Origin of the sequence: Streptomyces sp. NPDC048142 (genome assembly GCF_043202835.1) — a bacterium.
Lineage (GTDB): Bacteria > Actinomycetota > Actinomycetes > Streptomycetales > Streptomycetaceae > Streptomyces.
Genome location: NZ_JBIDBC010000004.1, coordinates 1 through 24,606 on the forward strand (window position 1 = coordinate 1; position 24,606 = coordinate 24,606).

General features: G+C 72.2%; 19 protein-coding genes. 7 read left to right on the forward strand and 12 right to left on the reverse strand.

The window, feature by feature from the left end:
* Positions 1-713 precede the first annotated feature (713 nt).
* Complete coding sequence (gcl, locus tag ACGF2Y_RS07010; protein ID WP_392943711.1) at positions 714-2,498, reverse strand: glyoxylate carboligase; 1,785 nt, start codon at positions 2,496-2,498, stop codon at positions 714-716.
* A 260-nt stretch (positions 2,499-2,758) separates the two neighbouring features.
* Here gcl and ACGF2Y_RS07015 point away from each other — a divergent pair, with 260 nt between their 5' ends.
* The 3 genes from ACGF2Y_RS07015 to ACGF2Y_RS07025 all read left to right on the forward strand — a co-directional run bounded on the left by ACGF2Y_RS07015 (position 2,759) and on the right by ACGF2Y_RS07025 (position 4,463).
* A complete protein-coding gene (locus tag ACGF2Y_RS07015; protein ID WP_392943713.1) occupies positions 2,759-3,469 on the forward strand; it encodes a hypothetical protein in 711 nt (236 codons plus the stop codon).
* A gap of 82 nt (positions 3,470-3,551) precedes the next feature.
* Complete coding sequence (locus ACGF2Y_RS07020; RefSeq protein ID WP_392943715.1) at positions 3,552-4,256, forward strand: GNAT family N-acetyltransferase; 705 nt, start codon at positions 3,552-3,554, stop codon at positions 4,254-4,256.
* A 9-nt stretch (positions 4,257-4,265) separates the two neighbouring features.
* Positions 4,266-4,463 (forward strand): hypothetical protein, encoded by a 198-nt coding sequence (locus ACGF2Y_RS07025; RefSeq protein ID WP_392943717.1) that lies wholly within the window; start codon positions 4,266-4,268, stop codon positions 4,461-4,463.
* Positions 4,464-4,518: 55 nt separating this feature from the next.
* Here ACGF2Y_RS07025 and ACGF2Y_RS07030 read toward each other — a convergent pair whose 3' ends face one another.
* Both ACGF2Y_RS07030 and ACGF2Y_RS07035 read right to left on the reverse strand, forming a co-directional pair.
* Positions 4,519-6,141, reverse strand: coding sequence for an AMP-binding protein (locus tag ACGF2Y_RS07030; RefSeq protein WP_392943719.1), 1,623 nt, complete (start codon positions 6,139-6,141; stop codon positions 4,519-4,521).
* A complete protein-coding gene (locus ACGF2Y_RS07035) occupies positions 6,138-7,814 on the reverse strand; it encodes an AMP-binding protein (protein ID WP_392943721.1) in 1,677 nt (558 codons plus the stop codon). Before ACGF2Y_RS07035 ends, ACGF2Y_RS07030 begins: the two co-directional genes overlap by 4 nt.
* A gap of 330 nt (positions 7,815-8,144) precedes the next feature.
* Here ACGF2Y_RS07035 and ACGF2Y_RS07040 point away from each other — a divergent pair, with 330 nt between their 5' ends.
* On the forward strand, positions 8,145-8,987 hold the full coding sequence (locus ACGF2Y_RS07040; protein ID WP_392943723.1) for a response regulator transcription factor: 843 nt from the start codon (positions 8,145-8,147) through the stop codon (positions 8,985-8,987).
* 42 nt (positions 8,988-9,029) lie between these two features.
* Here ACGF2Y_RS07040 and ACGF2Y_RS07045 read toward each other — a convergent pair whose 3' ends face one another.
* The 6 genes from ACGF2Y_RS07045 to ACGF2Y_RS07070 form a co-directional block, all read right to left on the reverse strand.
* Positions 9,030-10,166, reverse strand: coding sequence for a winged helix DNA-binding domain-containing protein (locus ACGF2Y_RS07045; protein WP_392943725.1), 1,137 nt, complete (start codon positions 10,164-10,166; stop codon positions 9,030-9,032).
* A gap of 128 nt (positions 10,167-10,294) precedes the next feature.
* Complete coding sequence (locus ACGF2Y_RS07050; RefSeq protein ID WP_392943727.1) at positions 10,295-11,035, reverse strand: hypothetical protein; 741 nt, start codon at positions 11,033-11,035, stop codon at positions 10,295-10,297.
* The gene (locus tag ACGF2Y_RS07055) at positions 11,032-11,553 is read right to left on the reverse strand and encodes a SigE family RNA polymerase sigma factor (protein WP_392943729.1); all 522 of its coding nucleotides are present in this window, start codon (positions 11,551-11,553) and stop codon (positions 11,032-11,034) included. Before ACGF2Y_RS07055 ends, ACGF2Y_RS07050 begins: the two co-directional genes overlap by 4 nt.
* Positions 11,554-11,658: 105 nt before the next feature.
* The gene (locus ACGF2Y_RS07060; protein WP_392943731.1) at positions 11,659-12,813 is read right to left on the reverse strand and encodes a right-handed parallel beta-helix repeat-containing protein; all 1,155 of its coding nucleotides are present in this window, start codon (positions 12,811-12,813) and stop codon (positions 11,659-11,661) included.
* A 75-nt stretch (positions 12,814-12,888) separates the two neighbouring features.
* Positions 12,889-14,007 carry a glutathione S-transferase family protein gene (locus ACGF2Y_RS07065; RefSeq protein WP_392943733.1) on the reverse strand — a complete coding sequence of 373 codons (1,119 nt, stop codon included), beginning with the start codon at positions 14,005-14,007 and terminating at the stop codon, positions 12,889-12,891.
* Positions 14,004-15,503 (reverse strand): MFS transporter, encoded by a 1,500-nt coding sequence (locus ACGF2Y_RS07070; protein WP_392943735.1) that lies wholly within the window; start codon positions 15,501-15,503, stop codon positions 14,004-14,006. The genes ACGF2Y_RS07065 and ACGF2Y_RS07070 overlap by 4 nt, the downstream gene beginning before the upstream one ends.
* A 431-nt stretch (positions 15,504-15,934) precedes the next feature.
* Between ACGF2Y_RS07070 and ACGF2Y_RS07075 the strand changes: the two genes are divergently transcribed.
* Together ACGF2Y_RS07075 and ACGF2Y_RS07080 are read left to right on the forward strand one after the other, a co-directional pair.
* Complete coding sequence (locus tag ACGF2Y_RS07075; protein ID WP_392943737.1) at positions 15,935-17,014, forward strand: glycoside hydrolase family 5 protein; 1,080 nt, start codon at positions 15,935-15,937, stop codon at positions 17,012-17,014.
* A 360-nt stretch (positions 17,015-17,374) separates the two neighbouring features.
* Positions 17,375-19,783, forward strand: coding sequence for an endonuclease/exonuclease/phosphatase family protein (locus tag ACGF2Y_RS07080; protein WP_392943739.1), 2,409 nt, complete (start codon positions 17,375-17,377; stop codon positions 19,781-19,783).
* Between the two features lie 81 nt (positions 19,784-19,864).
* Here the strand turns inward: ACGF2Y_RS07080 and ACGF2Y_RS07085 are convergent, their stop codons facing one another.
* Genes ACGF2Y_RS07085 through ACGF2Y_RS07095 form a run of 3 tightly spaced genes read right to left on the reverse strand, consistent with a single transcriptional unit; the run spans position 19,865 to position 22,285 of the window.
* Positions 19,865-20,767, reverse strand: a complete 903-nt coding sequence (locus ACGF2Y_RS07085) for an alpha/beta fold hydrolase (RefSeq protein ID WP_392943741.1) — start codon at positions 20,765-20,767, stop codon at positions 19,865-19,867.
* A 22-nt stretch (positions 20,768-20,789) separates the two neighbouring features.
* A complete protein-coding gene (locus tag ACGF2Y_RS07090) occupies positions 20,790-22,055 on the reverse strand; it encodes a beta-ketoacyl-[acyl-carrier-protein] synthase family protein (RefSeq protein WP_392943743.1) in 1,266 nt (421 codons plus the stop codon).
* A complete protein-coding gene (locus ACGF2Y_RS07095) occupies positions 22,052-22,285 on the reverse strand; it encodes an acyl carrier protein (RefSeq protein WP_392943745.1) in 234 nt (77 codons plus the stop codon). Before ACGF2Y_RS07095 ends, ACGF2Y_RS07090 begins: the two co-directional genes overlap by 4 nt.
* A gap of 690 nt (positions 22,286-22,975) precedes the next feature.
* On the opposite strand from ACGF2Y_RS07095, the gene ACGF2Y_RS07100 reads away from it, so the two are divergent.
* Positions 22,976-24,529 (forward strand): N-acetylmuramoyl-L-alanine amidase, encoded by a 1,554-nt coding sequence (locus ACGF2Y_RS07100; protein WP_392943747.1) that lies wholly within the window; start codon positions 22,976-22,978, stop codon positions 24,527-24,529.
* Positions 24,530-24,606: the final 77 nt, after the last annotated feature.

The window sequence follows — 24,606 nt, forward strand, 5'->3', positions numbered from 1 at the left end:
CAGGCGAGCCCACTGCGTATCCGTCAGATCTCCACGTGCCACAACACAAGATCATCCCACCTCAAGATCCACTTCCGATACACGCCCTAGGGCCTTCCGGTTCGGATTCCGGACGAGAGGCCCCGAGCCTCCCCCTGGACCCTGCCCGTACCGCGCACCCGGATGTGGGGTGCCGCGCGGCACGGGCAGGACGACGAGGCCGCGGCGGTCGAGCGATGCCAGTGCGGTGGTGAAGGCCCCGGGGGGCGTCTCCTGACCTGAAGGAGACGCCCCCCGGGCCGATCGCCGCCGCCGCGGTCCCTGTCAGCCGGGCAGCACCTCTGCGTCACCCCATGAACGAGGGCGCGGAGTACGGATACGGTCCCGTACTCCGCGCCCTTTCGCGTGCGGAAACCCAGCCAGTCCGGCGTTTGAGGACGGAACCCTTGGCATGGTGTGCGCCGCCACCTGCGTGAGGGACGTGATGGATCCCCTGTCCTGAAGAATGCGGGCGCATCCACTCCAGGGGTCCGTCCTCAAACGCCGGACAGGCTGAGACGGTGCGGGCCCACCAACGCGACGGTTCCGTCCTCAATCGCCGGACGGGCGGAAATGGCACACGCCCAAAAGAGCTGGAGTGGCGCACCCCGCAAGGGCGGAGGCCGGGCACGGCGGAGGGCCCCCGCTCGGAGGTTCACTCCGGGCGGGGGCCCTTGTCAGGTGACCGCGGTCCGTCAGGAGACCGTCAGCGGGCGGATCGCGGTGGGCGCGTGGGACGGGTCCGTCGCGATGTCCTCGAACTCGTTGACCGACGCGATGTCACTGCCGCTCATCGCGATGTTCGTGACCCGCTCCAGGATCGCCTCGACCACCACCGGCACCCGGAACTCCGCGGCCAGCTTCTTCGCCTCCTCGAAGGCCGGCAGCAGCTGGTCCGGCTCGGTGACCCGGATCGCCTTGCAGCCGAGGCCCTCGACGACCTTGACGTGGTCGACGCCGTAGACGCCCAGCTCCGGGGAGTTGAGGTTCTCGAACTCCAGGTTGACCTGGAAGTCGATGTCGAAGTTGCGCTGCGCCTGGCGGATGAGCCCCAGGTAGGAGTTGTTCACCAGGACGTGGACGTACGGGATGCGGTGCTGCGCGCCGACCGCCAGCTCCTCCAGCATGAACTGGAAGTCGTAGTCGCCGGAGAGGGCGACGACCGTGCCCTCCGGGTCTGCGGTGGCGACGCCCAGCGCGGCCGGGATCGTCCAGCCGAGGGGGCCCGCCTGGCCGCAGTTGATCCAGTGGCGCGGCTTGTAGACGTGCAGCATCTGCGCGCCGGCGATCTGGGAGAGCCCGATCGTGGTGACGTAACGGGTCTCGGGGCCGAACGCCCGGTTCATCTCCTCGTACACGCGCTGCGGCTTGAGGGGCACGTTGTCGAAGTGGGTGCGGCGCTGGAGGGTCGCCTTGCGCTCCTGTGTGGACGCGGCCCAGACGGAACGGTCCTTCAGCTCGCCCGCGGCCTTCAGCTCGCGCGCCACCTCGACGAAGAGCGTCAGCGCGGCCTTGGCGTCGGAGGCGATGCCCAGGTCCGGAGCGAAGATCTTGCCGAGCTGGGTGGGCTCGATGTCGACGTGGACGAAGGTGCGGCCCTGGGTGTAGACGTCCAGCTTGCCGGTGTGGCGGTTGGCCCAGCGGTTGCCGATGCCGAGGACGAAGTCGGACTCCAGGAAGTTCGCGTTGCCGTAGCGGTGCGAGGTCTGCAGGCCCACCATGCCGGCGTTCAGCTCGTGGTCGTCGGGCAGGATGCCCCAGCCCATCAGCGTCGGGATGACGGGGACGCCGGTCAGTTCGGCGAACTCCACCAGGAGCTCGGAGGCGTCGGCGTTGATGATGCCGCCGCCCGCGACGAGCACCGGGCGCTCCGCGGCGTTCAGCATCTGGACCGCCCGCTCGATCTGCTTGCGGGAGGCCGCGGGCTTGTGCACGGGGAGGGGCTCGTACAGCTCGGGGTCGAACTCGATCTCGGTGAGCTGGACGTCGATCGGCAGGTCGATGAGGACCGGGCCGGGGCGGCCGGTGCGCATCAGGTGGAAGGCCTGCTGGAAGACGCCGGGGACCTGCGCGGCCTCCAGGACGGTCGTCGCCGCCTTGGTGACCGGCTTGGCGATCGACGCGATGTCGACGGCCTGGAAGTCCTCCTTGTGCAGGACGGCCGTCGGCGCCTGGCCGGTGATGCACAGGATCGGGATGGAGTCGGCGATGGCGGAGTACAGACCGGTGATCATGTCGGTGCCCGCCGGGCCCGACGTGCCGATGCAGACGCCGATGTTGCCGGCCTCGGCCCGGGTGTACCCCTCGGCCATGTGGGAGGCGCCCTCGACGTGCCGGGCCAGCGTGTGCTGCACCCCACCGGAAGCCTTGAGGGCCGCGTAGAACGGGTTGATCGCCGCACCCGGCACACCGAACGCGTTGCTGACGCCTTCGCGCTTGAGGATCTCAACTGCCGCTCGGGCAGCGGTCATACGAGGCATTGAGTGCTCCTGCTCGGGTTTGGTGGAGTCGGGCTCTGTCGCGCCACCTGAGAGCACCAATTCCGCATTACGGAAGTTCAGTTCTGCTATACGGAAGCAATCTAAAACGTGGGCCGATCGCCGTCAAGGGCGCGCAGCGCCGCCCGCCCGTACGGACTGCGTCAATCCCCTCCCCGGAGCCTCGCTCCTGGTGGACGATGGTGTGACGAGGGAGGCACGGAGCGCAGTCGGCCGCGCGTCCGTGCCGGAGGGAGACGATCGTGGAGTCCGTGCCGGTCCGGTGCCCCGTCTGCGGCCGGGAGCACGCCTACAGCACCCCGGCCTACCCCTGCCCGTGCGGAACGCCCACCGCCGCGCCGCTGCTGCCGGGCGCCCCGGCGGTCCGGGTCACCCACCGCAGCTGGAACGACGTCTGGGTCACCGTCCGCTGCACGTCCTGCGCGCGGGAGAACCAGTGGCCGCAGCCCGAGCTGTGCTGCCCGTGCGGCACCGTCCTGCGGATACCGGTGCGCCCGGCGGCCGCCGCGCCGGCCCCGGCCGCGCCGGCCCCGGCCGCCCACATCCCCCTGCCGCGCACCGCCGCGCACCCGCGCCCGACGTTCCGGCCGATGACGATCCGCACGGGCCACGACGCGGTGAGCGCGGCCGGCCTGTATCTGACCTGGCTGGGCTGCCGCGGCGTCGGCCGGCCCGGGGCGGGCCCGGCCTCCGGGATCGACCTGCGGGCCGACGGACTGATCGCGCGGGTCGACTCCAGCACCCGGCCGACGACGCTCCGCGCGGTCGAGACCCTCTGGCTCAACGCGCTGGGCGCCTCGGCCACCGGGGTGTTCTTCTCCCTCGCGGGTTACGCGGCCGATGCCCGGACCCGCGCGGACGGCGTGGGACTCCCGCTCTTCGTCATGGACCTCACCGGGACCCCTCAGCCGGTGAACAGCCCTGCGGACGAACTGGTCAGCACCGGCGCCTGAACGACAGTCCGGGCACCGCCGCCGAGGGGGTGGATCCGGCCACCGCGTACCGGTCCGCTGTCCGGCGCGGCACACTGAGTGCATGCGTATCCGCTTCGCCAGACGCTCGGATCTCCCACTTCTCCAGGACATCGAGCGCGCCGCAGGGGAACCGTTCCGCACCCTGGGCATGGCCTTCGTGGCCGACGACGATCCGCCCCCGCTCGCCCTGCTGGAGAGCTACCGGCTGGCAGGCCGTTGCTGGGTGGCCACCGACCCTCTCTCCGCCACCGGCGACCGGCCGCTCGGCTATGTGATCGCCGACCCCGTCGACGACGCCCTGCACATCGAGCAGGTCTCGGTCGACCCCGGCGCCGCCCGCCGGGGCATCGGCCGGGGCCTGATCACCCACCTCGCCGCCCTGGCCGCGGCCCGGGGCATGGCGGCACTCACCCTGACCACCTTCACCGATGTGCCGTGGAACGCCCCGTACTACACCCGTATCGGCTTCCGGATCCTGACCGAGAGCGAACTCACCGACGGGCTGCGCGCGATCCGGGCCGAGGAGGCCCAGCACGGACTCGACCGCTGGCCCCGGGTCTGCATGCGGCGCGAACTGACGGCGGCCGTCCGGCCGTCGGACGCCCCGCGGGCGGACGCCCTGCCGTCGCACGCCTTGGATGCCCCGGGATCCGTGAAGGCTCCGCGCGCCCCGGGCGCTTCGGACACTTCGAGGGTCTCGGAGGCTTCGGGGGCCTCGGGGGCCTCGGACGCTTCAAAAGCCGTGGCTGTCAGTGGTGGCGCGTAAGCTGTGCGCATGGCTTTACTCCCGGACAGCTCCCTCCCCGCAGACCGCCCCGCGCCCGCCGCCGAGCAGGCCAACGAGGCCATTCGCGCGCTCGTCGACGCCTCCGGGCAGGAATGGTCCGCGGTGGAGGCGGCGACGTACGAGGTGCTGCTCATCAAGTGGGCGGCGGCGACCCGGGGCGATCCCGACATCATCGAAGCCGCCTGACCCGGCACCCCTCCCGCTCGGTCCGCACACGCCGGGCGCTCCGCTCACGTCCCGCTCAGTCCGCGTACGTCTCGCGCAGTTCGATCTTGCGGACCTTTCCGCTGACCGTCATCGGGAAGGTCTCCAGGATCCGCAGCCTGCGCGGGATCTTGTAGTGCGCGAGCCGCTCCCGGCAGTGCGCTGTGACCTCCTCCAGGGTGGGCGGGTCGGCCGGGTCCCGGGGGATGACACAGGCCAGGATCTCCTCGCCGTAGCGCTCGTCGGGCACCCCGACCACCTGGACGTCGGCGATCTTCGGGTGGCCGTACAGAAACTCCTCGATCTCCCGTGGGTACACGTTCTCGCCACCCCGGATGATCATGTCCTTGATCCGGCCGACGACCTGGACGTATCCGTCCTCGCGCATCACCGCGAGATCCCCCGTGCGCATCCACCGCCCGGCATCGACGACTTCGGCGGTGCGGTCGGGCTGGTCCCAGTAGCCGAGCATCACGCTGTAGCCCCGGGTGCGCAGTTCGCCGGCGCTGCCGCGCGGCAGGGTGACCCCGGTGACCGGGTCGACGACCTTGACCTCGATGTGCGGCAGGACGCGGCCCACCGTGCCCGTGCGGCGCTCCAGGTCGTCGTCGCGGCGGGTCTGGGTGGAGACGGGGGACGTCTCCGTCATCCCGTAGCAGATGGACACCTCGGCCATGTGCATCTCGGCGACGACCCGCTTCATCACCTCGGCCGGGCAGGGAGATCCGGCCATGATTCCGGTGCGCAGCGAGGAGAGGTCGTACGCGGCGAAGTCCGGCAGGTCCAGCTCGGCGATGAACATGGTGGGCACGCCGTACAGCGAGGTGCAGCGCTCCTGCTGGACGGCGGCCAGCACGGCGGCGGGCTCGAAGGACGGGCCGGGGATCACGACGCAGGCCCCGTGCGAGGTGCTGGCGAGGTTGCCCATCACCATGCCGAAGCAGTGATAAAAGGGCACCGGGAGACAGATCCGGTCCTCCGGGGTGTAGGCGATCGTCTCGCCCACGGAATACCCGTTGTTGAGGATGTTGTGGTGGGAGAGCGTCGCTCCCTTGGGGAAGCCCGTGGTGCCCGAGGTGTACTGGATGTTGATCGGGTCGTCACAGGACAGCTCGGCCTCGCGGGCGGCCAGTTGCTCCCGGGTGACGGTGGGCGCGGCGGCGGTCAGGTCGTCCCAGGACGGGTCGCCGATGTAGTGGACGGCGCGCAGGTCCGGGCAGTCGGCGCGGACCTGGTCGACGAGGGTGCGGTAGTCGCTGGTGCGGTGGGAGAGGGAGGCGACCAGCAGGGAGATGCCGGCCTGCTTCAGGACGAACTGCACCTCGTGGGCGCGGTAGGCCGGGTTGACGGTGACCATGACGGCCCCGATCCGGGCCGTTGCGTACTGGACGAGCACCCACTCGGGGCAGTTGACCGCCCAGATGCCGACGCGGTCGCCCTTCGCCACCCCCGACGCCATCAGGGCGCGGGCCAGCACACCGACGTCCGCGGCGAATTGCGTGTATGTCCAGCGGCGGCCCGACATCACGTCCACCAGTGCCTCGCGGTCGCCGTACGCGTCGACCGCCCGGTCGAGGTTGCGGCCGATGGTGTCGCCGAGCAGGGCGGTGTCGCCGATGCCGTGCGCGTAGGACAGCTTCTCGTGTGACGGTTCGCTCACTTCAGGTCTCCCTCGTCGAACTCGGCGCCGGTGCCCAGGGCGGTGCGTTCGCGGAGCTCGATGCGGCGGATCTTGCCCGAGACGGTCTTGGGCAGGTCCGCGAACTCCAGCCTGCGGATGCGTTTGTACGGGGCGAGGACCGCCCGGGAGTGCTCGAAGAGGATCTTCGCGGTGTCCGGCCCCGGCTCCCAGCCCTCCGCGAGCACGACGTACGCCTTCGGGACGGCGAGGCGGAGCGGGTCGGGGGCGGGCACGACGGCGGCCTCGGCGACCGCCTCGTGCTCCAGCAGGGCGCTCTCCAGCTCGAACGGGGAGATCTTGTAGTCGGAGGCCTTGAACACGTCGTCGGCGCGGCCGACATAGGTGATGTAGCCGTCCGCGTCGCGTGCGCCGATGTCTCCGGTGCGGTAGTAGCCGCCGGCCATCGCCTCGGCGGTGCGGTCCGGGTCTCCGTGGTAGCCGGTCATCAGACCGACGGGGCGGTCGGCCAGATCGAGGGAGATCTCGCCCTCGGCCGCCCCGGGCCGGCCGGTGACCGGGTCGAGCAGCTCGACGGTGAAGCCGGGGCTCGGGCGGCCCATGGAGCCGGTCTTGAGGAGCTGGCCGGGGGTGTTGGCTACCTGGACGGCGGTCTCCGTCTGGCCGAAGCCGTCCCGGACGGTGACGCCCCACTCCCGCCGGACCTTCTCGATGACCTCCGGATTCAGCGGCTCCCCCGCCGCGACGACCTCGCGCGGCGGGACCTTCAGCCGGCTCAGGTCCGCCTGGATGAGCATCCGCCAGACGGTGGGCGGGGCGCAGAAGCTCGTGATGCCCGAGCGGTCCATCTCGGCCATCAGGCGGCCCGCGTCGAAGCGGGTGTAGTTGAAGATGAAGACGGTGGCCTCGGCGGTCCACGGGGCGAAGAGGTTCGACCAGGCGTGCTTGGCCCAGCCGGGCGAGGAGATGTTCAGATGGACGTCGCCCGGCCTGAGCCCGATCCAGTACATCGTCGACAAGTGGCCCACGGGGTAGGACACATGGGTGTGCTCGACGAGCTTGGGGCTGGCGGTGGTGCCGGAGGTGAAGTAGAGCATCAGCGGCTCGTCCGCCTCCGTCTCCCGGCCGGGCGTGTACACCGCGGGCGCCTTCGCCACTCCCGCGTACGGCAGCCAGCCCGCCACCTCCTCGCCCACCGCGATCCGGGTGTAGTCCCCGGGGACCTCGTCGAACTTCGCGGTGTCCGCGTCCCGCACCAGCACATGGCGCACCCGGCCGCGCTCCACCCGGTCGCGCAGGTCGGCGGGTCCGAGCAGCGGGGTGGCGGGGATGACGACGGCGCGCAGCTTCATCGCTGCGAGGGCGGTCTCCCACAGCTCGACCTGGTTGCCGAGCATCACGAGGATGCGGTCGCCCTCCCGTACGCCCTGCGCCTTCAGCCAGTTGGCGGCCCGGCCGGAGCGCTCGGACATCGCCGCGAAGGACACCTCGGTGCGCCGGCCGTCCTCCTCCACGATGTGCAGGGCGGTGCGGTCGTTGTTCTCGGCGATGACGTCGAACCAGTCCAGCGCCCAGTTGAAGTGGTCCACCCGGGGCCAGCGGAAGCCCGCGTACGCGGTTTCGTAGTCCTCGCGGTGTTCCAGCAGAAAGTCCCGGGCGGCCCGGAACGTCTCGGTCGCGCTGGTTGCCGACATGTGCCCTCCTCGATACGGACCGGTCGCTTAGACCCACCGGCGATTGGGGGGTGGGAGAAGGAGCGGGGCTGGGTGCGTGCAGCTGCAAGGCGGAGGATTGAGGCAGATGGGGTCTCCCCTGGTCGAGCGGAGCCGAGAGCTTGGGGAAGGAGCCATGGTGATTGACGACAACGCCGCAGATGGGCGTGCCCAGCCCCGTGACGCCGCCCCCCAATTGCCGGTGGGTCTTAACATCATGTAAACAGTGACCCAGGTCTCACCACCCCCGGACGGGGGTGGTCCTCTCCCCCGCCCGGGGGAGGCGCACGGGCCGGGTGGAAGGGCGTCGGAGTGCCGGAACCGGTCGATGCGGTCGAGATGCAGTCGGCGCTGGTGAGGCTGCGCCGCACGAGCGGGCTTCCCGTGGTGTTCGGCGGCCTGCTGTCCGACGCGCGCCATGCGCGGATCGCCGAGCTGAACGGGGCGCAGACCAGCGCGCTGCGGGGCCTGGTCGTCTCCGCGGGGAGCGGCCTGGGCGGCAAGGCCATCGCGCTGTCCCGGCCCTGTGCGGTGACGGATTACGCCTCCTCGCGCCACATCAGCCACGAGTACGACGCGGCGGTGGCGGCGGAGGGGCTGCGCTCGGTGGTCGCGGTCCCCGTCGTCGTACGGCGTGCGGTGCGGGGCGTGCTGTACGGGGCGCTGCGTACGCCGGTCACGCTCGGCGACCGGACGTTCGACGCGGTGGTCGCGGCGGCCCGTGATGTGGAGCAGTCGCTCGCGGTACGGGACGAGGTGCGGCGGTTGCTGGCGGCGGGCCGGGAGCAGGTGCGCGATCCGGACACGGTCCCCGGCGCCTGGGAGGACGTACGCGAGGCCCACCGTGAACTGCGCGCACTGGTCCCGAGGGTCCTCGATCCGGCGCTGCGCGACGAGCTCCTGGACGTCTGCGGGCGGCTGGCCTCGGCGTCGGGGGCCAAAGTGCCCGCGGCCCGGGAGATCCGCCTCGCGCCGCGCGAGGTGGATGTGGTGGCGTGTGTGGCGGCGGGCGCGACGAACGCGGCGGCGGCCGAGCGGCTGGGGCTGCGGCCCGAGACGGTGAAGGGGTATCTGCGCTCGGCGATGCGGAAGTTGGGGGCGCAGACGAGGCTGGAGGCGGTGGTGGCGGCCCGCCGCGCGGGGCTGCTGCCCTGACCTCGGTGAGCGCCCGGAAGGCCGCCGGGCTCCGGAGTCCGGTCAGTCGCCGTAGTCCAGGAACGTGCCGAACCGGACGTCGTGGTCCGTCGCGTCCGTCATCACGGCCAGCATCCGCGCCGCCTCCTCGGTGATCTCCGCGCGCTCGTCGCGGGCCAGGCTCCGGAGCGGCTGGACGGTCAGGGTCGCTGCGCCGCCCTCGCGTTCGACGCGCCAGACCGCGTCGAAGAACCCGTCGATCAGCACGGACCCGTACGCCTGGTTGCCGACCCCGTTGCGCCCCTTGTTCACCGCGGGGATGACGCGGGTGCGGTCGGCGTGGCCGAGAAGGACGTTGTCGAACTCGGGCAGGAAGCGCGGCGGGGCCGGGGTGCCGGGGTCGGGGCGCGGCGCGTCGGGCAGGTCGAAGAGCTCGACGCCCCGCTCGTCCCGGAAGGTGAGCAGCCGGGGCCTGAGCCGTTCGAAGACCTCCTTCGTACGGGTGAGGCCCGCCCAGGACTGGAAGTCCATCACCGAGGCGGGGCCGAACGCGCCTAGGTAGCGCAGGACGGTGGCGTCCGGTGCGGGCGCGGGTTCGGCGGGCCGGCCGAGCCAGTGCTCCACGGTGGTCAGGGCGACCTGTCCGCTGCGGCCCCACAGTCCGCGCGGGGTGACCTGGACCAGGGGCAGCAGGCAGCGGGCGGCGACGGTGAGTGCGAGGGGGTCGGCGTCCGGCCAGTGCGTGAGGAGTTCGTCCCGCAGTTCCCTGACCGGGCGCGGGCGCTCCACGACCAGTTCCTCGGCCAGCCCCGCGAGCCGGTCCAGGTCCACCCCCTCCAGCCCGCGCCGGAAGTTCTTCAGCTCCCGCTCGCATGCCGCCTGCACCAGGGGGCGCAGGGTGAGCGCGTCGTCCGCCGTATGGGTGTGGAGGGTGGAGCGCAGGGTGACGATCCGGACCACCTCGCGGGACTCCATCAGGGCGGACAGTTCCGCGGGGTCGAAGTCCGCGAGCCGGGCGTACAGCTGGAAGTACGGGGGCCTGGTGTTCTGGGCCTGGAGCCCGATGAGGTGGGCGACCGCGTCCTTCGCGGACATCGGTGATCTGCGCAGCAGGAGCTGGCGCTCCAGGGTCGCCCGGTTCAGCGCCCGAGTACGGAGGACGGCGGGGTGCGCGGCGGTGCGGTGCGTCTTCGCGGCCATGCCCCGCACGCTACCGGGACGCGCGGACACCCACGGTCCGCGAGCGGCGAAGGACTTGGGCTACGCCCGCCGGGCGCGTACGCGGCGGGCGGCGGGCGGCGGGCGGCGACGCACGGCAGCCGGCCGGCTCAGGTGGTGCGCGCGAAGTCGCCGTGGACCTCGTACGTGCCGCTCGCCGCCGTCGCCGTGGCCCGGTACACGTCCGCGCCGGCGTCGCGGCCGCCGGAGGCGTGGTCGTACTGCCCGGCGAAGACGTGCGTCCCGGCCGGCACCGTCCGTCCGGACTTGAGGCTCCAGCGGTAGACGAGCATGCCGTCCCGTTCGTGCACGGACAGGTCGAAGTCCGCCGTGGGCCGTGTCTCCCACCGTCCGGTGCTCCGCAGCCGCTCCGTCCGGGCCACGAACAGTTCCACGGTGAGCGCGGTCAGGGTCTCCTGGGTCTTGAGCGTGACGTTGCTCTGGGCCCAGTGGACGTTGTCGTCGGGGGCGACGGAACCGTCCGCCCACAGCGGACCGTCCGTCGTGCGGCTCTGTCCCGGCAGCGGCGGCGGTCGGCTGTCGCCGGTCAGGGGAGGTGTGGGGGCGGAGGTCTTCGGCAGCGCTCCGGTGGACACCTCCTGCGGAGCGGCCGGGTCCTGCTGTACGAGTGAGGTGACGGCGGTTCCGCCGATCGCGCACACCGCGACGGCGGCGACCGCCGCGAGGGCCACGCGCGGCCAGCCGGGACGGGCACGGCGGGCACGCGCGCCGCGCGGCTCCGCACCGGCCGCCGAGAGGTCTCGCGCCCGCTCGATCCGGGCCAGCATGCGCGCCCGGTCGGGCCGGTGTGACCGGGCGGCTTCCTCCAACTGCCTGCGCAGGTCGCTCATCGTCGTCCACTTCCCACGGTCTTGAGGCCGGCCCGGTCGCCCAGCAGCCGTTCGAGTTCCGCCATCCCCTTGGAGGTCTGGCTCTTCACCGTGCCGACCGATATGCCGAGCGCCAGAGCCGTGTCCTTCTCCGACAGATCGAGCGCGTGCCGCAGCACGACGCACGCCCGCTTGCGGAAGGGCAGTCTGCTCAGCGCCTGCCGCACGTCGAGCACGGCAGCCACGTCAGGGCCGTCCGTCCGCTCGGCGCGCCGGGACCAGAACAGCGCGACGCGCCGGCGCTCGCGCAGGGCCCCGCGGATGCGGCTGCGGGCCAGGTTGGCGACGACTCCGCGGGCGTACGCCACCGGATGCTCGGCGGCGGACACCCGGTCCCAGCGGTCCCAGAGCGCGACGAGAGCGTCGGCGGCCAGGTCGTCGGCCGCGTCCGCATCGCCCGTCAGGAGGAAGGCCAGGCGGGCCAGTTCGGCGTAATGGCGGTCGAAGAACTCGTGGAACTGCGCCGATACGTCGGCCATGCCGCAAACCCCTCCGTCGTGCGCGCCGATACGGCCTGAGCGCCGGATCCTATGCGCCGGTCCCGGGACGGCCGGCCACCGGCCCCGGGACCCGCCGTACGACGGTTACGGCATCTCCGCGCCGATGTCCGGGGTTCCGGTCGCCAGGAAGTCCGTCGCCGGCAGCGAACCGTCCGCGCGCCGCGGCCCGTACGCGGTGGCCGGGTCGGTGCTGACCGGGCCCGGGACCGGTGTCGCGTTCGCGTCCCAGGTGTTGGCCGCCGACACCACGCGTCGGCCGATCTTCGCCGTGCCGGTGGAGTTGTCCAGCGCGTAGTTGCGTGAGAGGCGCGAGGGCGAGGAGGCGATGTAGTAGCCGGAGGCCTCGTTGGCGTAGGCGGTGTTGCGGTGCAGGCGCAGGGCTCCCGGGTTGCTGTTGTCCGTGAACCCGTGCTTCTCGTTGTCCCAGGCGGCGTTGCCGGTGACGACGTGTGCGGCGCTCGCGCCGCCGCCGCCGAGCTTGAAGCCGTTGCCGTTGCCCTCGAAGGCCGGGTCCTTCCAGCGGTTCACGCCGTTCCCGTACGCCCAGCTGCTCTCGATGCGGACCGGGCTCGCCCACTGCCACAGGTCCACGCCGTCGTCGGCGTTGTTGTAGAGGCGTGCGCCGACGACCCGGTTTCCGATGCCCGAGCCGAACTTGATCGCGAGGCCGTCGGCGTTCTGGCCGTGGTTCCTCGCGTCGTAGTTGTCGTAGGAGTCGAGGTTCTCGATGAGGTTGTCCGTCGTTCCCGCGCCGCGCAGCGTGAAGCCGGAGTCGCCGTTGCCGTGCGTGGTGAGGTTACGGAAGGTTCCGCCGACGGACGAGGTGACGACGACGCCGTGCGCGCGGGAGTTGCGGAACGTCAGGTCGGACAGCGTCCAGTGGTCGCCGCCTATCGCGACCAGCCAGTCGCCTTCGGGCAGCGCGGAGCCGTCGACGACGGCCTTCTCCGCCTGGTACGCGGTGACGGTGATCCGACTCCGCGCGGTGCCGTTCGCCTGGCTCTTGAGGCTCTTGGCCGGACGGTACGTGCCGCCGCGCAGCTGGATGGTGGTGCCGGGACCGGCGTTCGCGAACGCCTTCTCCAGCTGCGCCGTGGTGGAGACGACGACCGTGGCGGCGGCGCTCGCGTCGTCCGGGGTGCTGGTCAGCCAGACGCCGGCGAGGCCGGCGGTCACGGTGACGGCCACGGCGGCCTGGAGCGTACGCGTCCTGCGGTGTCGTCCTCTGCTGGTGCTCACGTGAGGTGGTTCCTTCGCTCGGTCGGGAGTCGTCCGGTCCTGTGCGGCCGGACTACTCCTTGTCGCCGCCGAGGCTCAGAAGGTTGCCGCCGGGGGCGTGCCGTTTCCGAAGGGACGGCCGCCGAGCTGTTCACGGTGGTGCGGGGTGGTCCAGCCGGAGAGGTCGGGGCCGGCGGGAACGATGCCGGTCGGATTGATGCCCGTGTGCACCTCGTAGTAGTGCCGCTTGATGTGGCCGAAGTCGACCGTGTCGCCGAATCCGGGCGTCTGGTAGAGGTCGCGGGCGTACGCCCACAGGACGGGGTCCTCGGTCAGCTTCGTACGGTTGCACTTGAAGTGGCCGTGGTAGACGGCGTCGAAGCGGACCAGGGTGGTGAAGAGGCGGATGTCGGCTTCGGTGATGGTGTCGCCGACCAGGTAGCGGCGGTCGGTGAGGCGGGCGGAGACCTGGTCGAGGCGGGCGAAGAGGGCGGCGTACGCCTCCTCGTACTCCTCCTGGGAGCTCGCGAACCCCGCGCGGTAGACGCCGTTGTTGACGTCCCGGTAGATGCCGTCCATGACCTCGTCGATCTCCGCGCGCAGCGGTCCGGGGTAGAGGTCGGGGGCGCCGGGCCGGTGCAGGGCGGTCCATTCGGTGGCGAGGTCGAGGGTGATGCGCTGGTAGTCGTTGGTGACCAGCTTCCCGCTCGGTACGTCCACGATCGCGGGCACGCTGACGCCGCCGGGGTAGTCGCGTTCCCGGGCGTCGTAGGCCTCGCTCAGACAGCGGATGCCGAGGACCGGGTCCCTGCCGCCCGGGTCGAGGGTGAAGCGCCAGCTGCGGTCGTCCTGGATCGGGTCGGCGACGGCGAGCGACAGTGCGTCCTCCAGGCCGAGGAGCCGCCGGGAGACCAGGGCGCGGCTCGCCCAGGGGCAGGCGCGGCTGACGACGAGGCGGTAGCGGCCCGGCTCGACGGGCCAGCCGTCGCGTCCGTCGGCGGTGATCCGGTCGGCGAAGTGGCTCCGGGACCGTTTGAACGGCTTGTGGCCGTAGGAGGTGTTGCCGTCGCTCCCGGCGCTGCCCGCGCCCCGGCCGTCCGCTGCTGTCACGCCCGCGCCGTCCGCCGTCGTGCCGTCCCCTGTCGTGTCGTCCGCTCCCGCGTCATCCGCTGTCGTGTCGTCCGCAGTCCTGTCGTCCGCTGTCCTGTCGCTCATGCCGCGCTCCTCGATGCTTCGGTGGATTTCCGTGCCGCACGTCGTCTGCCCCGTCGGTCCGCTCCGACGTCGGCCAGCGCCACGACGAGTCCGGCCAGCACGAAGGCGACGGACACGAGGAGCCCGTAGTCGTAGGCGTCGGCCCAGCCGGCCGGGCCGACCTGCGCGAAGAACACCGCGCCGACAGCGGCGATCCCGATCGCGGAGCCCACCCGCTGGCCGGTCTGCAGGGTGCCCCCGGCGCTCCCGGCCCGGTTCACCGGGACCTCCGCGAGGGTCAGCGTCTGGTTCGGGGCGATGACCAGGCCGCTGCCGAGACCGGCGAGGAGCAGCGGGGCGGCCATGGCCCAGCCCGCTCCGTCGCCGGGGACCAGGTGGACGGCGAGGGCGGTGCCCGCGAGGCCGAGGGCGACCATGGCCAGGCCCGCCACCACCAGCGGGCGGCCGAAGCGGCCGACGAGCCGGCCGCCGATGGACGCGGCGACGCCGGAGCCGAGGGCGAAGGGGGTGATGGCGAGTCCGGCCTGGAGGGCGGAGTAGCCCAGGCCGGACTGGAGGTAGAGGGTCGTGACGAAGAAGATCGAGGTGAACCCGGCGAAGTAGAGCAGGATCAGCAGACAGCCCAGCCAGTAGGAACGCAGCCGGAACAGCGACAGGTCCAGGACCGGGTGGGTGCGTCCGCCGGTGCACCGCGACTCCCAGGCGACGAACGCGGTGAGCAGGGCCCCGGCCAGGACGAGCAGGAGCCACTTGGCATTGCCGGGCCACTGCTGGGCCTGGACGAACGGCAGCAGCAGGGCCAGCACCCCCGCGCCGAGCAGGGCGACGCCCACCGGGTCCAGGTCGCGCGGCCTCACCCGGCCGGCGGAGGGCGTGTCGGGCAGGAGGCGGTGGGCGAGCAGGAGGCAGACGGCGCCCAGCGGGAGGTTGACGTAGAAGACCCAGCGCCAGCCGTGGTCCGGTCCGGCGGCCTGGATGAGCAGACCGCCCAGCAGCGGGCCCACGGCCGTGGAAATGCCGACGACGGTGCCGAACATGCCGAAGGCCCGGCCGCGTTCGCGCCCGGAGAACATCTGCTGGATCAGGGCGGAGATCTGCGGGGCGATCAGTCCGCCCGCGATGCCCTGCGCCAGTCGGGCGATCACCAGCCACTGGCTGGACCGGGCGGCCCCGCAGGCGGCGGAGGCCAGGGTGAAGAGGGCGAGTCCCACCATGAAAACCACCCGGCGGCCCCGCGCGTCACCCAGGCGTCCGGCGGGAATGAGAAAGAGACCGAAGGCGAGGGCATAGCCGGAGAGCACCCATTGGAGGGCGGACTCCGGGGTGTTCAGGCCCTCCCGGATGGAGGGGAGGGCCACATTGACGATGGAGACGTCCAGCAGGGTCATGAAGCCCGCCACCAGGCAGACCGCGAGTGCCTGCCAACGCCGGGGGTCGGGGCCGCCGGGAGCGGCGTCGCCCCCGGTCGGCCCGGGATGCGCCGCGCTCCGTGCCATGGTTCGCACCTTAAGGGCTGTCCCGTCATCCCTGGTGGATCAGCGCGCGGCGTCGGATGCGGTGCATCGCAAGGCGGAGGGACGTCCGCATACTGGATGTATTCGGGCGTTCCGACAACGCGGCGAGGTGCCGTAGCTGTCGTCGTGCGCCCGCCAGGGATGACGGGACAGCCCTTAGGCCGCACCGGGTGTTTCCTCACCCGGGACACGTCCGGGCGTCCGGCCGCACGGGGGGCGCGGGAGGGCGCGGAAGGCGATCGGGCCGGGGCCCCGGCCCGTCGGCACCGGGCGGAAAGATCCCAACGGGACCTTCCGCCGCGCGCGTTGATAGACAGGAAAGTTTCCCAACACCGTTGACGCAATTGATAGGAACCTTTACTTTCAGATCTGCCGACATGGCGCCTCCCACCCCCTCCGAAGGGAGCACCACCATGCACCAGCGCACCAGTCCCCCCACCGAGCCCACCCCCACGGCCGGTCGCCGCCGGTTCGCCCGCAAGGCCCTGCTCGCCGCGTCCGCGCTGGGTGTCGTCGCCGCACTCATGGCTCCGGTCCGGGCCGGAGCCGCACCGGCTCCCGCCTCCCCCACCGCCGCCACCCCGCTCGCCGCCAACGGACAGCTCTCCGTCTGCGGCCGTCAGCTCTGCAACGCCTCCGGCCGGGCGGTCGCCCTCAACGGGATGAGCACGCACGGCACCCAGTGGTACGCCCAGTGCGTCACCGGCGGCTCGCTCGACGCCCTGGCCCAGGACTGGCGCGCCGACGTACTGCGCGTCTCCACCTACGTACAGGAGGGCGGTTACGAGACCGACCCGGCCGGATTCACCGCCCGTGCACAGAAGTTCGTCGACGCGGCGCACGCGCGCGGCATGTACGCGGTGATCGACTGGCACATGCTCTCCCCGGGCGACCCGAACGCGAACCTGTCGCGGGCGAAGACCTTCTTCACGGCGATGGCGAAGAAGTACAGGAACCACCCGGGTGTGCTCTACGAGATCGCCAACGAGCCCTCCGGAGTGAGCTGGTCGGGCATCAAGTCGTACGCCGAGCAGATCATCCCGGTGATCCGGGCCCAGGACCCCGACTCGGTGGTCCTGGTCGGGACGCGCGCCTGGTCCTCCTTCGGGGTGTCCGAGGGCTCCGACGAGTCGGAGGTCGTGAACAACCCCGTCAACGCCTCGAACATCATGTACACCTTCCACTTCTACGCGGCCTCGCACCGCGGGGAGTACCTGCGGACACTCGACCGGGCCTCCGACGAACTGCCGGTGTTCGTCACCGAGTTCGGGATGCAGAACTACTCGGGCGACGGCGCGAACGACTTCGCCATGTCGCAGCGCTACGTCGACCTGATGAAGCGCAAGAAGATCTCCTGGACCAACTGGAACTACTCCGACGACCACCGTTCCGGCGCCGTCTTCAAGACCGGCACCTGCGACGGAAGCACATGGACGGGGACCGGGGTGCTCAAGGAGGCCGGGGTCTGGATCCGCGACCGCATCCGCCAGTGACCCCGGCCCGCGTCCCCTCGCCGCCGGGCCGAGCGGCGGCGCGGGGACGCGTCGGTGAGGACCGCCGGGGGGTAGCCGGCACCGCGGGCCGACAGGCCGGCGCCGGGCGGGGCGCTCCCGTCGATCCGGACGGGAGCGTCCCGGCCCGGCTTCCCCCGGACAGCGGCACGCGCGCGGACCCCGCACCGTCAAGGTCCGGGGCCTCGTATCCGGCGAACCGGGCACCCGTGCACCACGATCCGGCGGGGTCTTCCGGCCGCGCACCCGGAATGATGCCGGGAATTAACCGATGATGCCTTGTCATGGCCTGTTCTACGCGCATAGTTTTTGCTCCCTACTACTCAGTTGGGGGCACCACCCGTGCAGATACACAGATCCGGATCCGTCCTGCTGACCGGCGCCGTCGCCGCCGCTCTCGCGGTGACCGCCCTGCCCGCCGCCCAGGCGGCCCCGTCCGCCACCGCCGTCATCTCCGAGGTGTACGGGGGCGGGGGCAACTCCGGCGCGACCCTGACCCGGGACTTCGTCGAGCTGGCCAACGCCGGCTCCGCGCCCTTCGCGGTCGGCGGCCTCAGCGTCCAGTACCTGCCGGGCAGCCCGTCGGCCGGCTCGCGGTGGCAGGTCTCCGAGCTGTCCGGGTCGATCGCTCCCGGCGGCCGCTACCTGGTCGCCCAGGCCAAGGGCAACGGCGGAACGGTCGCGCTGCCCACCGCCGACACCACCGGCACGATCGCCATGGCCGGGGGCAGCGGAACCGTCGCCCTCGTCTCCGGGACGGACCCGCTGACCTGCAAGTCGGCGGCGGACTGTGCGGCGGACACCCGGATCGTCGATCTGGTCGGTTACGGTTCCGCGGTCGTCCGGGAGGGCAGCGGCCCGGTCCCCGGCGCCTCGGCCACCTCGTCCGTCGCGCGGGCCGCCTCACTCGCCGACACCGACGACAACGCCGCCGATCTCACCGCGGGAGCCCCGACCCCGGTCAACACGAAGGGCGAGACGTCCGGCGGCGGGCAGGAGCCCGAGGAGCCCGGACCCACCGAGCCCGGCGACGTACGGATCCACGACATCCAGGGCACCACCCGGATCTCCCCGCTCGACGGCACGATGGTGGACGGCGTCCCGGGCGTCGTCACCGGCGTACGGAGCAGTGGCTCGCGCGGCTTCTGGATCCAGGACACCGCGCCCGACAACGACCCGCGCACCAGCGAGGGCCTGTTCGTCTACACGGGCTCCGCCGTACCGTCCGTGGCGGTCGGGGACTCCGTCCTGGTCAGTGGCAAGGTCGGCGAGTACCGCCCCGGAACCAGCACCCAGTCGAACACCCAGCTCACCGCCCCCCGCACCACCGTGCTGTCGTCCGGCAACGCGCTGCCCGCCCCGGTGGTCCTGGACTCCCGTTCGGTGCCCGGCCGTTACGTGCCGTCGGCGGACGGCGGGACGATCGACGCGCTGCCCCTGGAGCCGTCCCGGTACGCCCTGGACCTGTACGAGGCGCTGGAGGGCTCCCGGGTCGAGATCGCCGACACCCGGGTGACCGGGGCGACGACCGCGTACGACGAGATCTGGGTGACGGTGAAGCCCTGGGAGAACCGCAACCGGCGCGGCGGCACGGTCTACGCCTCGTACGAGGACCAGAACACCGGCCGGCTCAAGGTGATGTCGCTGGACCCGGCGCGTCCGGTGCCGACCGCGAACGTCGGTGACGTGCTCAAGGGCCGCACCACCGGGGTGCTCGACTACGCCTCGTACGGCGGCTACAACGTGCAGGCCACCGAGCTGGGCACGCACGTCGACAAGAAGCTGCGGCGCGAGGTGACCCGCAAGCAGAAGCGGAACGAGCTCGCCGTGGCCACGTACAACGTGGAGAACCTCGACGCTCTGGACGACCAGGGCAAGTTCGACACCCTGGCCGAGGGCGTCGCGGTCAACCTCTCCTCCCCCGACATCGTCTCGCTGGAGGAGATCCAGGACGACAACGGTCCGGTGAACGACGGCACGACGGGTTCCGAGGCCACGCTGAAGCGGTTCACGGACGCGATCGTCGCGCAGGGCGGGCCACGCTACGACTGGCGCTACATCGCCCCCGAGAACAACAAGGACGGCGGTCAGCCCGGCGGCAACATCCGTAACGTCTTCCTGTTCAACCCGAAGCGGGTCTCCTTCACCGACCGGCCGGGCGGCGACGCCACCACGCCGGTGCGGGCCGTGGACACCTGGAGGGGCGTGAGGCTCTCCGCGTCCCCGGGGCGGATCAACCCGACGAGCCCGGCGTGGGACAACAGCCGCAAGCCCCTGGTGGGCGAGTTCGTCTTCCGGGGCAGGCCGGTCTTCGTCATCGGCAACCACTTCGCGTCCAAGGGCGGCGACCAGCCGCTGCACGGCCGCTACCAGGAGCCGACCCGGTCCTCGGAGGCGGATCGGATCCAGCAGGCCGCCGAGGTCAACGCCTTCACCGCCGACCTGCTGAAGGCGAACAGGTTCGCGCGGGTCATCACGCTCGGGGACATCAACGACTTCGAGTTCTCCCCGACGATGAAGACGCTGACCAAGGGCGGGGTTCTCAGGCCGCTGATCACGACGCTGCCCGCCTCGGAGCGGTACAGCTATGTGTACGACGGCAACTCGCAGACGCTGGACCACATCCTGACGAGCCCCGCCATCCGGCGCTTCGACTACGACGTGGTGCACATCAACGCCGAGTTCGCCGACCAGGCGAGCGACCACGACCCGCAGGTGGTGCGGATCAAGGTCGGCGGGCCCTGGTTCTGAGGCACTGCCCCGGCGGGGCGGACCGGCCGCTGTCAGGTCCGCCCCGCCGGGGTCTCTCGGGTCCGCCCACCGGGGTCTCTCTCAGGTTCGCCGCCCCACCGGGGTGCCCGCCTGACGCGGCAGGGCGACCGCGCCGGTCACCGGCTCCCGCTCGGTGAAGAACCGGGAGACCAGCGCGGCCACCTCGCCGGCCCGCTCCAGGACCACCCAGTGGTCGGACTCCTCGATCGTCAGGAACCGGCTGCCCTCGATCGTCGCCGCGAACTCCCGCTGCCGCGCGGGAGACGTCACCGTGTCGTGCTCCCCGGCGAAGACCAGCGCCGGTACGCCGGTGAGACCACCGGAGAAGTCGGGCCGGTCGGCCAGCGCCCGGTAGAGGGAGTCCGCCGCGTGCGGCGAGTGGTCGAGTGCGTGCAGGAACGAGCGCCGCACATAGCGGCGCGCCAACTCCCTGCGGTGTACGGCCCGTTCGGGGTCCAGGCACATCAGCGCGTCGGCCGCCGTCGCGGCGAACCCCGCGCGGTCCCCGGCCGCCAGCTGCTGCCGGGCCCGCTCCCAGCAGGTGACCTGGGCGTCGTCGATGTGGACCGGGACGCCGCCGAGGGCCAGGCGCGCCACCCGCCCCCGGTGGCGGCGGGCGAAGCCGAAGGCGATGGCCGTGCCGTAGGAGAAGCCGAAGACGTTGAGCCGGGGCGCGCCGAGGTCGTCGGCGATGCCGAGGACGGCCCGGCGCAGCAGATCGGCGCTGGGTCCCGGCGGGAGCGGGTCGGCGCTGCCCATGCCGGGCAGGTCGGCGGTGACGACATCGGTGGCCGGGCCCAGGTGGTCGTCCATCTGGGGCCAGCCGAACATGCCCTGGAGCGCGCCGCCGAGAATGAGCGTCGGTTCGGTGGCGGGGACGCCGCCGGAGCGGGAGTGCGGCAGGAGGCGGTAGCTGTAGCGTACGTCGTCGACCGACAGGGTCCGGATGATCTCCTCGGGCATGTGCTCCTGCGTTCCCTTCCGCTCAGGCCCTGGTGAGGACGAGTGCCGCGTTGTGGCCGCCGAAGCCGAGCGAGGTCTTGACGGCGCAGTCGAAGGAGGCGCCGCGGGCTTCCTTGGCCACCACGTCGACGGGGATCAGCGGATCGGGTGCGTCCAGATTGACGGTGGGCGGGACCAGTTGGTGCTGGAGGGCGAGCACGGTGAACGCGGCCTCGATGCCGCCCGCCGCGCCGAGAGTGTGCCCGGTCATCGCCTTCGTGGAGGTCACCAGGGGGCTCTCGCCGAGGACCCGGCGGAGCATGGTCGCCTCGATCAGGTCGTTGGAGAGCGTCGAGGTGCCGTGCGCGTTGATGTGCCCGACGTCGGCCGGGGAGAGGCCCGCGTCGGCGAGCGCCGTGCGCAGGGCGCGTTCGATGCCGAGGCCATCGGGGTCCGGGGCGACGGCGGAGTGGGCGTCGCTGGAGGCCCCGTAACCGCTCACGTGGGCGCGGACGGCGGCGCCCCGGGCGCGGGCGTGGTCCGGGTGTTCCAGGACGAGCAGCCCGGCGCCCTCGCCGACGACGAAGCCGTCGCGGTGGGTGTCGAAGGGGCGGCAGGCGGCCGTGGGGTCCTCGCGGCGGGTGGAGACGGCCTTGAGGCTGCAGGCACTGGCGATCAGGAGGCGGGTGCAGGTGGATTCGGCGCCGCCCGCGATGACGATGTCGCAGGCCCCGGAGCGGAGCATCTGGTGGGCGGTGCCGATGGCGACGGTGCCGGAGGAGCAGGCGGTGGAGACGGCCTGGCTGGGGCCGTGGACGCCGAGGTCCAGGCTGACGCTGCTGGCCGCGCCGTTGACGACGCTGAGCGGGGCGAGCTTCGGGGAGACCCGGCGGGGGCCGCGCCCGGCGAGAGCGGCGTGCTGTTCGTCGTAGAAGGGCAGCCCGCCGTGGGCGGAGCCGATGACGATGCCGACGCGGCCGCTGTCCCAGACGGACGGGTCGAGCCCGGCGTCGGCGACGGCCTCGCGGGCGGCGATGACGGCGAGCTGGGAGAAGCGGTCCATCAGCCGCTGGGCGGCCACCCCGAGGACGGCCCCCGGGTCGCCGTCGGTGACGGAGTAGAAGAAGTCGCAGGGCAGGCCGGCCAGTTCGGGCCGGGGACCGGCGGACGGCACGAGGCCCTCGGTGACACCGTGCCAGGCGGCGTCCGCTCCCGTACCGGCCGCGGTGACCAGGCCGACGCCGGTGACGGCGGCGGCGAACGGGGCGAGCGGCGTCCGGCGGTAGGGCGGTGCGGTGGCCGCGCTCATGCGGAGACCTTCCCGTGCACGGCCTCGACGAGGCGTCCGACGGTGTCGCGCGAGGTGAGCGCGACGTCCTCCAGGTCCACGTCCAGCCGGTCCTCGATGAGCAGCCGCAGCTCCTCCAGCGCGAGGGAGTCCAGCCGCAGCCGGTGCAGCGGAACATCGGGGCGGATGGCCTCGGGGTCGGTTCCGAACTTGGCTACCAGCAGGGCGCTGATCTCGTCCGAAGTGCTCATTGGCGCTCCTGGGATCGGTGACGCGGTGACGCCGGCCGCGTGAGGGGAGGGGGGAGGGGCCATCGGGGGACGCCGGCTGCTCCGGAAGGACCCTTTATACGCCTTCGCGGACGGGTTCCCGGTCCGCGTTCCCTCGTGCGGTGGGAGGGGTGTCCAGGTGTACGAATCCGGGGTGCGGCGCCGGTGGCTGCCGGGGCGGGGGCGCTGTCCGGCGACGACCGGGGCAGTACGCCCCCGAGGGCATGGCCGGGGCGGCGTACGCCCGGCTGGCCGCGGCGGCGTACGGATGGCCGCGGCGATCAAGCGTCAGCGCGACCACTTCGCCCGTGACCACTTCGCCTCGGCCACTGGCGGCGACCGCTGCCGGCGGCCACCCCGTGCCGGCCGGCGCGGGCTGCTCCGCCGGGTGCGGCCCGACGTCACCCGGCAGGCCGGCGAGTCGGTCAACTCCCCTTATTTTCCGGCATGTTGCCATCCCGCCCACCGGCGCGCCTCGTTGTCATGCGCAACCCGTATCGCTAGCCTGACGGTGCTTCACGTCCCTCTGGTCGGCCCCGGCCCGAGGGCTTTTCTCTTCACCCAGCTCCTTTCCTCCACCGCGATCCCACGGCATTCCCACCGCGTTCCCACCGCTTTTCCACTGCGTTCCCGTCGCATTTCCATGGCGTCCCCCACAGAGCAGGAGCCCTCATGCCCCGACGCATCGCCGCCCGAACCCGGGCCCGCGTCTGCGCCCTGTCCGTCCTCACCGCCACGGCCCTTCTCACGGCCGGGCAGCCGGCGAGCGCCGCCCCGGTGGCGGACACGGCCGACCCGATGAACCGCGCCTTCGCCGAGGCGGCACACGCGTACGGCGTACCGCGCGATCTGCTGGCCGCCGTCGGCTACGGCGAGTCCCGGCTGAACGGGCACGCGGGAGAGCCCAGCCAGGCGAACGGCTACGGCGTGATGCACCTGGCGAGCAACCCCGTCAACCGCTCCCTGGAGAAGGCCTCCGAGCTGACCGGGGAGAGCGCGGCGCGGCTGCGCCGGGACACCACGGCCAACATCCTCGGTGGCGCGGCCGTCCTGCGCGACCACGCCGACGCGCTCGGCCTGGACGCCGCCGAGCGCCGGGACGTCAACGCCTGGTATCCGGCGGTCGCCCGCTACAGCGCCGCCGACGACCCGGCCGCCGCGCTCTACGCCGACGCGGTCTTCACGTTCCTCGCCGAGGGCGTGGCCGCGAAGACGCCCGGCGGTGAGCAGGTGCTCGTGCCCTCCCGGCCGGTCGCCCCGGACAAGGGCGCGCTGTCGGCGTCCGACGTCTACGCCCAGAGTGCGGACTACCCCTCGGCGCGCTGGGTGCCCGCCCACCCCGACAACTTCGCCGCCGACCGCACCGCGAGCGTCGACAAGGTGGTCGTCCACGTCACCCAGGGCTCGTACGCGGGCTCCATCAGCTGGTTCCAGAACCCGGACTCCGAGGTCAGCGCCCACTATGTGATCCGGTCCTCGGACGGCGAGGTCACCCAGACGGTCCGGGACAAGGACACGGCGTGGCACGCGCGCAGCGCCAACGCCTCGTCCGTCGGGATCGAGCACGAAGGGTGGGTCGACGACCCGGCCTGGTTCACCGACACGATGTACCGCTCGTCGGCGGCCCTGACCTCCCATCTCAGCGCGAAGTTCGGCATCCCGAAGGACCGGGCGCACATCGTCGGCCACAGCGAGGTGCCGGGCAACGACCACACCGACCCGGGCGTGCACTGGGACTGGAACCACTACATGCGGCTGATCGGCGGCGACCCGGGCAGCGGCAGTGACAGCATCACCTTTCCCGCGTACACGACACAGCGGTCCGGCTCGTCGGGCCCGCAGGTGAAGGCCGTCCAGCTGCTGCTCAACGAACAGGGTTACGAGGCGGGCCAGGCGGACGGGCTCTTCGGCACCCGCACGAAGAGCGCCGCGCAGGCGTTCCAGCAGGACCGCTCCCTCGACGCCGACGGGATCGTAGGACCGAAGACCTGGACGGCCCTGCTGTCGGCCGGCACGACCCCGTTGCTGAAGCAGGGCAGCTCGGGCGACGCGGTGAAGCGGCTCCAGCGGGCCCTGACGGCGGCGCTCGGCACCACGGTGGGCGTGGACGGCGAATTCGGCGCGGCCACCGGTACGGCGGTCCGCGACTACCAGACCGCCCGCGGGCTGGACGTCGACGGCGTGGTGGGCCCGGCGATGTGGGGGGCCCTGCAGGCGGGCCGCTGAACGCGGAACGCCCCCTGAGCGCCGGGGCCCCGGGCCTGCTCTTCCAGGGGCCGCCCGGGGCCCCGGCCGCGTACTCC